11 protein-coding genes are annotated in these 12,181 nt (G+C 43.3%); 10 read left to right on the top strand and 1 reads right to left on the bottom strand.

The features are described from left to right. From AACQ17_RS14765 to AACQ17_RS14755, 3 genes are all read left to right on the top strand, one after another. Positions 1-2,231 (top strand): ATP-binding protein (locus tag AACQ17_RS14765; protein ID WP_141201482.1); only part of this gene is annotated, 2,231 nt, incomplete at its 5' end. 89 nt (positions 2,232-2,320) lie between these two features. After that, positions 2,321-3,001, top strand: coding sequence for a uracil-DNA glycosylase (ung, locus tag AACQ17_RS14760; protein WP_026027958.1), 681 nt, complete (start codon positions 2,321-2,323; stop codon positions 2,999-3,001). An 87-nt stretch (positions 3,002-3,088) separates the two neighbouring features. After that, positions 3,089-3,640, top strand: a complete 552-nt coding sequence (locus AACQ17_RS14755) for a hemerythrin domain-containing protein (RefSeq protein ID WP_019282350.1) — start codon at positions 3,089-3,091, stop codon at positions 3,638-3,640. Between the two features lie 50 nt (positions 3,641-3,690). Here AACQ17_RS14755 and AACQ17_RS14750 read toward each other — a convergent pair whose 3' ends face one another. Continuing rightward, the gene (locus AACQ17_RS14750; protein WP_010318284.1) at positions 3,691-3,870 is read right to left on the bottom strand and encodes a DUF3545 family protein; all 180 of its coding nucleotides are present in this window, start codon (positions 3,868-3,870) and stop codon (positions 3,691-3,693) included. A 710-nt stretch (positions 3,871-4,580) separates the two neighbouring features. Between AACQ17_RS14750 and AACQ17_RS14745 the strand changes: the two genes are divergently transcribed. From AACQ17_RS14745 to deoA, 7 genes are all read left to right on the top strand, one after another. Next, complete coding sequence (locus AACQ17_RS14745) at positions 4,581-6,005, top strand: alanine/glycine:cation symporter family protein (protein WP_013856119.1); 1,425 nt, start codon at positions 4,581-4,583, stop codon at positions 6,003-6,005. A gap of 109 nt (positions 6,006-6,114) precedes the next feature. Continuing rightward, positions 6,115-6,888 carry a peroxide stress protein YaaA gene (yaaA, locus tag AACQ17_RS14740; RefSeq protein WP_064625852.1) on the top strand — a complete coding sequence of 258 codons (774 nt, stop codon included), beginning with the start codon at positions 6,115-6,117 and terminating at the stop codon, positions 6,886-6,888. Positions 6,889-6,904: 16 nt separating this feature from the next. Then, positions 6,905-7,042, top strand: a complete 138-nt coding sequence (locus tag AACQ17_RS14735; RefSeq protein WP_013856121.1) for a DUF5363 family protein — start codon at positions 6,905-6,907, stop codon at positions 7,040-7,042. Next, positions 7,029-7,817: a TatD family hydrolase gene (locus AACQ17_RS14730; RefSeq protein ID WP_094147774.1), complete on the top strand. Its 789-nt coding sequence runs from the start codon at positions 7,029-7,031 to the stop codon at positions 7,815-7,817. The genes AACQ17_RS14735 and AACQ17_RS14730 overlap by 14 nt, the downstream gene beginning before the upstream one ends. 208 nt (positions 7,818-8,025) lie before the next feature. After that, positions 8,026-9,285 (top strand): NupC/NupG family nucleoside CNT transporter, encoded by a 1,260-nt coding sequence (locus AACQ17_RS14725; protein WP_013856123.1) that lies wholly within the window; start codon positions 8,026-8,028, stop codon positions 9,283-9,285. Between the two features lie 646 nt (positions 9,286-9,931). Then, positions 9,932-10,708: a deoxyribose-phosphate aldolase gene (gene deoC, locus AACQ17_RS14720; protein WP_094147773.1), complete on the top strand. Its 777-nt coding sequence runs from the start codon at positions 9,932-9,934 to the stop codon at positions 10,706-10,708. A 95-nt stretch (positions 10,709-10,803) separates the two neighbouring features. Further along, the gene (gene deoA, locus AACQ17_RS14715) at positions 10,804-12,165 is read left to right on the top strand and encodes a thymidine phosphorylase (protein ID WP_017046546.1); all 1,362 of its coding nucleotides are present in this window, start codon (positions 10,804-10,806) and stop codon (positions 12,163-12,165) included. Positions 12,166-12,181: the final 16 nt, after the last annotated feature.

Below are 12,181 nucleotides of genomic sequence, written 5' to 3'. Positions count from 1 at the left end.
ATAAATTATTAGTTGAATTAAAAAACAGTATCCCATCTGTAAGAGATGAGGTTGTGAGGGATGTTGCTACTGGTTTACAAAAAGTAGCTTCTGGTCGTGGTAATGCTTATATTGGTGATTTAGCCGTGATTGCAACCTATTTGCGTAATCACCCAGAGTTAAATTTACAGATTACAGGGAAAACTCCATTTGTCGATGACTTAGTTTTAGCGGTCAATAAACGTTATGCACCTTTAATTCCATTGTTAGATCGTGCCATTGATAGCATTAGCCAAGATGAATATGAAAAAAGTATGAATCGTTGGCTTGCGATTAATTACCCAGTAGGGATTGACTGGCTAAGTGTATTAAAAAAACTGACTCCGTTTTTGTTTATCGCGTTAGTACTTTCTTTTATTGGTAGTATTGCTTATTGGCGATTGCGACGGCTGTTAATTGAAAAAGAAAGAGTTGAGACGGCTTTGGCGACAGCAAAAGAACAGGCAGAAAAAAATTCGCATGAGAAAGCAGAGTTTCTAGCGACGATGAGCCATGAAATTCGTACACCAATGAACGGAATTATTGGTATGTTAGAACAATTATCTATGAGTAATATGGATTTTGAACAACAACAGATGCTGGATGTAGTTTCTACTTCCGCTTCTGGTTTGCACAGCATTGTAAGTGAAGTGTTAGACTTTTCTAAAATAGAGGCTGGAAAACTAAAGCTTGAATCAGCGTCTTTTCTTTTACGTGAAGTGATTGATAAAGTACTTCTTGTTAGTAGTTTTGAAGCACAGAAAAAGAGTTTATCACTAGGGCTTTCGATTGAACCACAATTAGCGGCCGCTTATATAGGTGATGAATTACGCTTACGACAAATCCTGATTAACTTAGTAAATAATGCCGTAAAATTTACCGAACAAGGCAATATTACGATCACTCTACAAGTATTATCAGAATTGAATGATGAACAGATATTGAAAGTGGGCGTACAAGACACTGGTATAGGAATGAACGCAGAGGAGATTGCGCGAATTTTTCAGCCTTTTGAGCAAGCTGAAGGCTCAACAAGCCGCCGTTTCGGTGGTACGGGTTTAGGATTATCGATCTGCCAGCAACTGGTTGAGTTGATGGAAGGCGAGATGTTAATAAATAGTCAAAAGGGGGGGGGAAGTTGGATCGGTTTCAAAATTCCTCTTAGAATCAGTGCTCATACTCATATTGATCCTCTCCTCTGTGGTTACTCTGCTAGCGTTAATATAAGTGATCCAACATTAAATGTTACATTAAGCACACACCTTTTGGCTCTGGGTATAGAGCTGAGTAAAACCAATGCAGCGATAGTGTTTAGTGATAATGCCAAAGAAGGGGATGTTCAGCTCTGTCCGCTGCCGGGTGTGTTGGGAGTACGCCGAGAAAGTTGGGGGTGGCTTCTTAATTCACACCCTATTACCAATCGAAGTGTTCAACTGGTCTGTTATGAAGTATTAAGTATTAAACAAGATCAGTCTAAAACGCTAGGTAGTCAGTGCAGCTTACCAGTTAAAGTGTTAGTGGTTGACGACAATGAAATTAATCGAATGCTAATAGCGCAGCAATTGGATCAGATTGGTTTGGTATTTGATGTTGCGAGTAATGGGCAAGATGCGCTCTCATACTTAGGCCGTAACGATTATGCTTTAGTGTTGTGTGATTGCCATATGCCCTATATGGATGGGTATGAATTGGCTAAACATATTCGGGCATGGGATAAAACCTACCGAGATATACCAATTATTGCGATGACAGCTGACATACTAAATGATCAAAAACAACGTTGTTTAGATGCAGGCATGAACGATTTACTAGGTAAACCTATCCGTCTCAATGATATAATCAGCATGTTCGAGGATTGGGGTATTATCAGCCGTGATGGGTTAAAAATGGATACTCTAATTAATACATTTGGTAATAGAAGTGCTTTATTCTCTTTTCTTCAGGCATCGGTAAGTAGTTTATGTGATGCTTTAGCTATGCCAGTTACCAGTAGTGAGAGAGCGGATTGGGTTCATCGGCAAGCAGGTACAATCGCCATTTTAGGATTTACTGAACTGGCAGAATATGGCTGGTGTATCGAAGTGCAATTACGTAGTTCAAGAGCTGAGCGAGGTTTTTGGGATTTTAGATCAAAACTCTACATAGCAATGAAGCAACTCGAGTGCGCCATGAATATGCTTATTCAAGAATTGCCGGATATAGAGACTGACTAATCATCGCAAAAGCTCTGTGACATTGACTCATGCAGTGGTGGCTTTTTATGGTTACAATGCTGTAATTAGTTAATTTGCAGAGCGTTGTTATGACTCAATCATTGACTTGGCACGATGTTATCGGCCATGAAAAACAGCAGGAGTATTTTCAACAGACGATAGCGTTTGTTGAAAAGGAAAGGCTTGCGGGGAAAGTGATTTATCCACCTGCTGCTGACGTGTTTAATGCGTTTCGTTTTACCGAATTTGGCGATGTTAAGGTTGTGATTTTAGGGCAAGATCCTTATCACGGGCCAAATCAAGCTCATGGGTTATGTTTTTCGGTGTTACCCGGCGTTAAAACCCCACCTTCACTGGTGAATATCTACAAAGAGCTGGTGCAAGATATCCCCGGTTTTGTTACTCCTCAGCACGGTTACCTAAAAAGTTGGGCCGAGCAAGGGGTGCTATTGCTCAATACCGTATTGACTGTTGAACAAGGTATGGCGCATTCGCACGCTAATACTGGTTGGGAAACCTTTACCGACCGGGTGATTGAGGCGGTAAATCAGCAGCGTGAAGGTGTTGTTTTCCTGTTGTGGGGTTCACACGCGCAGAAGAAAGGCAGCATGATTGATCGCAGTAAACATCATGTATTAGTAGCACCGCATCCTTCTCCTCTTTCTGCGCATCGAGGCTTTTTGGGCTGTAAACATTTTTCAAAGACTAATCAATTACTTATTGAGCAGGGGAAAGCGCCTGTGAATTGGCAACCCGTATTGGATAAGTGATTAATTGATGTTTTTTCGAGCAGGGTCAAAACAAGCACGCTGAAGCTTTTATACACTTATCTAAAATAAGTGTAATGGAGAAGCACAATGATGATTGAAAGGATCCGTAGAGAACACGGGTATATGGCGCGTTTGCTTGCCATTTTGCGAGATAAACAACGGCAATTGAGTAATGAACAAAGTATCAACTACTCTTTAGTGAGAGAGATTATTGACTACTTGGCGACACATTCAGAGTCAGTACACCACCCCAAAGAAGATATTCTCTATCACTATTATATTGATCATTATGGTCAACATAATGATATTAAAAATTTAGCGAGAGAACATGTAGAACTTTCTGAGAAAACTCATGCTTTTCTAGAGATTGTCGATATGATTTTGCAAGATGCCGTTGTACCACAGCACGTGTTCATCGAGCAGCTTGATGCATTTATTTCTTCCCAGAAGCGTCATCTGGAGTTAGAAGAACAATCGGTTTTACCTTTGATCAGCCGCACCTTTAATGTGACTGATTGGCAAGCGGTGGAGGCGAGCTGGCAACAATCCGAAGATGACCCAGTATTTGGTGAGACAATTGCGGAGCAGTACCAACAATTAGCTCACCGAGTTCGACAAACCGCACAAGAGTGCCAGTAATCTCTGCTGATTCAGTTAAACAAAAAGGCACTGTTGAAGTGCCTTTTTACTCAGAGTTTTATTTGATCAGCCTCGAAGCAGACATCCATCTCCATCAATTCTCTTTGTAACCGTTTTTGATCCTGAATCGCTTCAATTTCTCGCCACATTCTTTTTACTGGTTTAGTGCGACTAGAGCGGAGTTTTGTGATTTCCATTTCCAACATTTCGTCAAATTGCAAGCTTTCCATAAGCAACCTCTTGTTGTTGTTATTACGCCATGTCGTGCTCTCTAGATAGCACAGTTTTCGCTAGCCTAGCTATGATTTGTTTCTCATTTGTTTCCTTTTGATGAAGCTTTTATTGGATTTTGACCAGAATTTCACAGTTTCAGTGGGATTCTTTAGTACAAAAAGGGAGCGGTTAAGCGACGCAAACGATTTTATTTGCATTTTGAAATGTTAAATAAATGTTGTTTTGAAAATTTACAATTGCCTAGTTGGTTGTTTTATGACCATTCAATAAAAAATTATCATAAATTTATGCAAGATTTAGTGGTGAAACTGATTAGCCCTTTATTCTCAAGGGGTGAGATTAAGTGAGTGCAACTGGGTTTTTATGGTTGTTTTTTATCTTTCAATGTTTCCAGTTTGGGTTTTTTTGGTTGTCAAGATGTTGCTGTATTGGTTTGTTAAATGTTAATCAAAGGTGATTTTATAGTGAAAAATAACATTTTAACTAAACTTGTTGCATATTGATTTTTGTTCTTTCAGGTTGCATTATCCGCCCGTCAAAAATACGTTGCCCCTTCAAAAGTTGAGACTCCTCACTTTTTGGACGAATAAAATGCATTGCATAATATCGATAAAAACATGCTGGTTAGAACGTTGACTCGCAGCATGTGCATTTTTTCGTGAAGCTTTTCGCTTAGGTCAGCGCTATCACTCTATGAGAGGTTCTTGTGACAGACTTAATCAATTTAATGAATGATTTACTTTGGGGATCCATCCTTGTTTATCTTTTAGTCGGTGTTGGTGTGTACTTCACCGTTCGCCTAGGATTCATTCAATTTCGCCATTTCGGCCACATGTTTAGTGTGTTGAAAAACAGCCGCAAAGCAGATAAAGCCGGTATTTCTTCTTTCCAAGCACTTTGTACTAGCCTTGCTGCGCGTGTTGGTACGGGAAACATGGCCGGTGTAGCCGTTGCTTTAACGGCGGGTGGTCCAGGCGCGATTTTCTGGATGTGGTTGATTGCTATGCTTGGTATGGCGACTTCATTTGCTGAAAGCACGTTGGCTCAGCTATACAAAACCCGTGACAAAGATGGTAACTACCGCGGTGGCCCTGCGTACTATATGGAAAAAGGCCTTGGTATGCGTTGGATGGGTGTGCTGTTTTCCATCTTCCTGATTATTGCTTTTGGCCTAGTATTCAATGCCGTTCAAGCTAATTCAATTGCAGGAGCTATGAAAAATGCTTTTGGATTTGATCCGCTGTATGTCGGTATCTTCATCGTTGCAATTTCGGCTTTCGTCATTTTTGGTGGTATCCGTAAAATTGCGCGTACCGCTGAGTTGATTGTACCTTTCATGGCATTAGCTTACTTAGCGATTGCGATGTTTGTCATGGTCACTAATATAGAAAAGCTACCAGCCGTATTAAGCCTTATTTTCAAAAGTGCATTTGGCCTTCAAGAAGCGGCCGCAGGCGGTTTAGGTTACGCGATTGCTCAAGCCATGATTAACGGCATCAAACGCGGTCTGTTTTCCAATGAAGCTGGTATGGGTTCAGCACCTAATGCAGCGGCTTCTGCAACGCCTTATCCGCCGCATCCTGCTTCTCAAGGTTACGTGCAAATGTTGGGTGTTTTTATTGATACGATTGTGATCTGTTCAGCAACCGTCGCCATTATTTTGATGTCGGGTGAATATGTACCGCACGGTGAAATTACCGGTATCGAGCTGACTCAGCGCGCATTAAGCTCACAAGTGGGCAGTTGGGGTGGGATTTTTGTTGCTTTTGCGATTTTCTTCTTCGCCTTTACTTCAATTATTGCCAACTACTCTTATGCCGAAACGAACCTGATTTTCTTAGAGCACAACAATAAGAAAGGGTTAACGTTGTTCCGTATTGTTTTCCTTGCCATGGTGATGTTTGGCTCATTGGCGACCTTGCCTACCGTATGGGCAATGGCGGATGTCTCGATGGGGTTAATGGCGATTGTTAACTTGGTGGCGATCATTCTGCTCTCTGGCATTGTGATTAAGCTTGCGAAAGATTATAACCGTCAGCTAGCCGCAGGTAAGGTTCCCACCTTCGATGCTAATGATTACCCTGAGTTAAAATCTCAGTTGGAAGATGGCATTTGGTACAACAACAAATAGCCTGTTATCGTTACTGACGATTAAATAGATTGAAAAAGCCATGCAGACACCGCATGGTTTTTTTTGTACTCTGTGAGCCATAAAATAAGAATAGAAAGGAAGGAAAATTATGCTCATCGTTGTTTCCCCAGCCAAGACGTTAGATTACGAATCCCCGTTGGTGACAAGCAAATATACTCAGCCGGAGCTTATTGACCATTCAGCTCAGTTGATCGATGTTTGCCGTCAATTGACTCCTGCCGACATCTCAGCGTTGATGAAAGTGAGCGATAAAATCGCTGGGCTCAACGTGGCTCGCTTTGCGCAGTGGAGCCCAACCTTCACGTTGGATAATGCACGTCCTGCCATTTTGGCGTTTAAAGGGGATGTTTATACAGGATTTGAAGCAGAAACATTATCGGATGCCGGATTTGAATATGCACAACAGCATTTAAGAATGCTCTCTGGCTTGTATGGTGTATTGAAACCACTGGATCTGATGCAACCATACCGTTTAGAGATGGGCACGAGATTGGGTAACCCGAGGGGGACTAACCTGTACCAGTTTTGGGGGGATATCATTACCGATAAACTCAATCAAGCTCTGAAAGAGCAAGGCGATGATGTGTTGATTAATCTCGCTTCCAACGAGTATTTTAAAGCGGTTAATCCGAAAAAGCTTAAGGGGAGCATCATTACTCCGGTATTTAAGGATTGTAAGAAAGGGCAATACAAAGTCATTAGCTTCTATGCTAAGAAGGCTCGTGGCATGATGGCGCGCTACATTATCGATAAACAAATCTCTTCTGTAGAGCAATTGGCTCAGTTTGACAGTGCTGGCTACTATTTTGTAGAACAGGAGTCATCAGCAACTGAGTTGGTCTTTAAACGCGAAGAGCAGTGATGTAAGAGAGGCGGTTATGTGGCAGTGGTTGAAAAAGCAGGTTGCGCGTTATGATCGCTGGTGTGAGAACATGGGTTTAACACCAGATAAAAAACGTAGCTGTGTTCCTTATCGTCAAGATCCTGTTCAGAGTAAAGAACGTGAGCGAGAATAAGAAGCTGCGTTTATTTGATACGCATTGCCATCTCGATTTTTCTATCTTTGAGCGTGAGTTTGAACACCATTTACATTTAGCTCGCCAGCAGGGGGTTGAGAAAATAGTGATTCCCGCCGTTGGTCCAAGTAACTGGCAACGAGTGGCCGAGCTTGCTAACGGTTATCCTGAACTCTATTTTGCTCTCGGTTTCCATCCCTGTTTTTTATCAACCTCTTCCCCTGCGGATATCGACGAGCTTGAGCAAAAGTTACTTCAAAAACCAGCTCAATGCGTGGCTCTGGGGGAGTGTGGCTTAGATTTTACGACGGATATTGCTCCCGCTTTGCAAGAAACAATGTTTGAAATGCAACTAGAGCTTGCGAAACGAGCCAGACTTCCATTGATATTACACAGCCGCAAAGCGCACAACCGCCTTATACAACTGTTAAAAAAACATCAATTTAGCCAAGGTGGAGTGCTGCATGCTTTTTCTGGCAGCGTTCAACAGGCAAACCAGTTTATTGAACTGGGTTTTAAGATTGGCGTGAGTGGTGTTATTACCTATCCAAGAGCCAACAAAACCCGCCTTACTATTGCGGCACTCCCCATCGAAAGTTTAGTGCTAGAAACAGATGCTCCTGATATGCCACTCAATGGTTTTCAAGGGCAAGCGAATCACCCACAAAAACTGCCGATTATCCTGCAAACGCTTGCGTTGCTGAAGAACCAATCAGAGCAAACGGTTGCTGATGTTTTGTGGAAAAACAGCCATTCTCTGTTCTTTCCGGTGTGAATAAATTCGAAATGAAATGTAGGTTTAATGATTCTAGTATCAGTAAATATTGAACGTGCTCACATAAATGAGTGAATGGGCAGTGAATCTTATAAGAAAGTGTGAGGCTGGCATTACTTTATCTTAGTGGTGATGAGTATAATCACCCCGCTTCATGAGCTCCATTTTATAACACGCCAACAATAACCTAATAAGGAAATCATAAACTATGAGCCTGTTTATGAGCCTAGTCGGTATGGCAGTTCTGCTAGGACTTGCAGTTCTACTGTCTGATAACCGCAAAGCTATCAATCTAAGAACAGTGGGTGGCGCTTTTGCTATCCAATTTATTATCGGTGGTTTCGTTCTTTACGTACCATGGGGTCGTGATCTCCTTGCAGGTTTCTCTGCGGGTGTTCAAAACGTCATAGACTTCGGTAAAGACGGTACTGGTTTTCTATTCGGCAGCCTAGTTAACTTTTCAGTTGACGGTATTGGCTTCATCTTTGCTTTCCAAGTTCTACCTACTCTAATCTTCTTCTCGGCACTTATCTCTGTGCTTTACTACATTGGCGTTATGCAATGGGTAATTAAGATTCTAGGTGGTGGTTTACAAAAAGCACTCGGTACCTCTCGTGCGGAATCGATGTCTGCTGCAGCCAACATTTTCGTAGGTCAAACAGAAGCGCCACTCGTGGTTCGTCCGTTTGTACCTAAAATGACTCAATCTGAGCTGTTTGCAGTAATGTGTGGTGGTTTGGCTTCAGTTGCGGGTGGTGTACTTGCTGGTTACGCATCGATGGGTGTACCGCTAGAGTACCTTGTTGCGGCCTCTTTCATGGCTGCACCGGGTGGTCTACTGTTTGCAAAAATCATCAAACCAGAAACCGATACTCCAGATGAAGAACTGGGTAGCGATATGGATGGCAATGATAAACCTGCCAACGTAATCGATGCTGCTGCAGGTGGTGCTTCTGTTGGTCTGCAACTTGCGTTAAACGTAGGTGCAATGCTACTTGCCTTCGTTGGTCTAATCGCCTTAGTTAACGGTATGCTTGGTGGTGTGGGTGGTTGGTTCGGTATGCCTGAACTGACTCTAGAACTACTGCTTGGTTGGCTTTTCTCTCCATTAGCATTCCTAATTGGTGTGCCATGGGAAGAAGCAACGCTAGCGGGCTCTTTCATCGGTCAAAAACTGGTTGTAAACGAATTTGTTGCTTATCTAAACTTCGTACCTTACGTGGGTGAGAACGCACAGATCGTTGCTGCTACTGGTGCGGTGATGTCTGAGAAAACTCAAGCTATCATCTCATTTGCACTGTGTGGCTTCGCCAACCTTTCTTCTGTTGCGATTCTACTCGGTGGTTTAGGTGGTCTTGCTCCTAACCGTCGTCACGATATCGCGAAGATGGGTGTAAAAGCCGTTTGTGCTGGTACACTGTCTAACTTAATGGCAGCAACCATTGCTGGCTTCTTCCTTTCTTTCTAATTAAATAAGAGAAAGAGATATAGACGCCGTTTAACATCGCCCCGTAGCAAGAGATTGCTGCGGGGCTTTTTTGTTTTGGCGAAAGGAATACTTTGATTCACTCTTTAGTCGGGTGGTCAGTGTTTATCACCTCAAGCTCTCTTTTATAAGTTAGCTTTTAATGGATAGATCAGAGTTTATCGGTAAACGAGATTATCGTTGACGCTGATCTTTTTTGAGATACAAACCGTTTGCTCTATGAATGACGCTACAGTTTTGTAGTGAAAATCTATACTGTATCAGTGAGATTCATTTTCAATAGAAGAGTGAAGATATCAGCTAGCGCCAATCAATACATGGAGTATGATTTGACGCAAAGGCAGCCCGTTTTATCATGTCGTGTTGCTTTGATATAAATTAGATACGGGTATAAGTTACACACGGATATACGTTAGACACGGCGATGAGTGCAAATAAGCGGCATATCATGGTTGTGCCATAGGCCAAATTGGTACTGTGCGGTGACAGGGATAGCAATTGAAATGCAAGTGCATTTCGAGTCTTCAAGGAACCAAGTCCGTTCATTTGTGGCTAGCAAGCCATCTCGCTCTCAACACTGAGCGTGGTTTACTAGTGAACTATTTGAATATATTGATCGGAGATAGAAATGAGCGATTTAAAAGCAGCCGCACTACGTGCACTGAAATTGATGGATTTGACTACGCTAAACGATGATGACACGGATGCGAAAGTGATTGCCCTTTGTCATGATGCCAAAACGGCTGTAGGTAATACCGCTGCAATTTGTATTTACCCTCGCTTTATTCCTATTGCGAAGAAGACACTTCGCGAGCAAGGCACGCCAGAGATTCGCATCGCAACCGTTACCAACTTCCCACACGGTAATGATGATATTGAGATTGCCATTGCGGAAACTAAAGCCGCCGTTGCGTATGGTGCTGATGAAGTCGACGTTGTGTTCCCTTACCGCGCATTAATCGCCGGTAATGAGCAAGTCGGTTTTGATCTTGTTAAGCAATGTAAAGCCGCGTGTGGTGACATTCTGCTTAAAGTTATCATCGAAACAGGTGAGCTAAAAGAAGAAGCATTAATCAAGAAAGCGTCTCAAATCTGTATTGAAGCGGGCGCTGATTTCATCAAAACCTCAACGGGCAAAGTCCCTGTGAATGCAACACCAGAATACGCACGCATGATGCTAGAAGTGATTCGCGATATGGGCGTTGCCAAAACTGTAGGCTTTAAACCTGCGGGCGGTGTACGCACAGCGCAAGATGCTGCATTGTATCTCGCGATGGCTGATGAGCTACTTGGCGCAGATTGGGCTGACAGCATGCACTACCGTTTTGGGGCCTCAAGCCTGCTAACCAATCTTTTGAATACATTAGAAGTAACAGACCAAAAAGCCGATCCAGCTGCGTATTAATTATGCGCTGAAGTAGGACTGATAATAATAAGTCTGACTCGTGGAGCTGAGCCATCAGCTCCCGATTACCTCTTTACCTTACTGACCAAAGCATCATGCTTGGGAGGCAACTAATGTATTCAACTCAAACTTTTTTACCTCAAGAAATCATTCGTAAAAAGCGTGACGGCGAGATCCTCACCACCGAAGAAATTAACTTTTTTATTCAAGGTGTGGCGAATAATACCGTCTCTGAAGGCCAAATTGCGGCCTTTGCCATGACGATTTTCTTCAATGAAATGACTATGCCAGAGCGCATTGCACTGACGTGCGCCATGCGTGATTCTGGGATGGTGATCAACTGGGATGCGATGAACTTCGGTGGTCCTATCGTTGATAAACACTCAACTGGCGGCGTGGGCGATGTTACTTCGCTGATGCTTGGCCCCATGGTTGCAGCCTGCGGTGGTTTTGTTCCTATGATTTCAGGGCGCGGCCTTGGTCATACGGGCGGCACGCTGGATAAATTGGAGTCGATTCCCGGTTATAACATCACGCCAAGTAATGACGTATTTGGTCAAGTAACCAAAGAAGCGGGCGTTGCTATCATCGGCCAAACAGGTGATCTCGCGCCAGCGGATAAACGCGTATACGCCACACGTGACATTACCGCAACGGTCGACAACATTTCACTCATCACCGCCTCGATTCTTTCTAAAAAATTAGCCGCTGGGTTAGATTCCTTGGTGATGGATGTCAAAGTCGGTTCTGGCGCATTTATGCCGACTTACGAAGCTTCTGAAGAGTTGGCTAAATCTATCGTCGCAGTGGCTAACGGCGCAGGTACGAAAACCACGGCTATTTTGACGGATATGAACCAAGTGCTGGCCTCTTCGGCAGGTAATGCCCTTGAAGTGCGTGAAGCGGTACGCTTTTTAACTGGTGAATATCGCAACCCTCGCTTACTGGAAATTACCTTGGCCTCTTGCGTTGAGATGTTGTTGTTAGGCAATTTAGCAAAAGACAGCAATGATGCTCGTGCGAAACTGATGTCCGTTCTTAATAACGGAAAAGCGGCTGAATGCTTTGGCAAAATGGTCAAAGGGTTAGGCGGCCCCGCTGATTTTGTTGAAAATTACGATCACTATCTTGAAAAAACCGAGCTGGTTAAGCCCGTTTACGCTCTAGAAAGTGGCGTCGTATCGGCAATGGATACTCGCGCGATTGGCATGGCCGTGGTGGAGATGGGCGGTGGACGCCGCGTCGCAACTGACACTATTGATTACGCGGTTGGGTTTGACCAATTTATTCGCCTAGGTGAAGTTGCCGATAGCAGCAAGCCGTTGGCGGTGATCCATGCGCGTAATGAAGCGCAATGGCAACAAGCGGCCAAAGCATTACAAAGCGCCATTCAAATTGGCGGAGAATACACACCAACACCCGATGTCTACGGCCAAATTCGCGCAGAAGACGTATAAAAATATCGGTTGGAGA

Origin of the sequence: Vibrio sp. V10_P2A27P122 (assembly GCF_963874335.1) — a bacterium.
Lineage (GTDB): Bacteria > Pseudomonadota > Gammaproteobacteria > Enterobacterales > Vibrionaceae > Vibrio > Vibrio anguillarum.
Note: the sequence above shows the minus strand (reverse complement) of the source record. Positions and strands in the feature narration are given on the sequence as shown.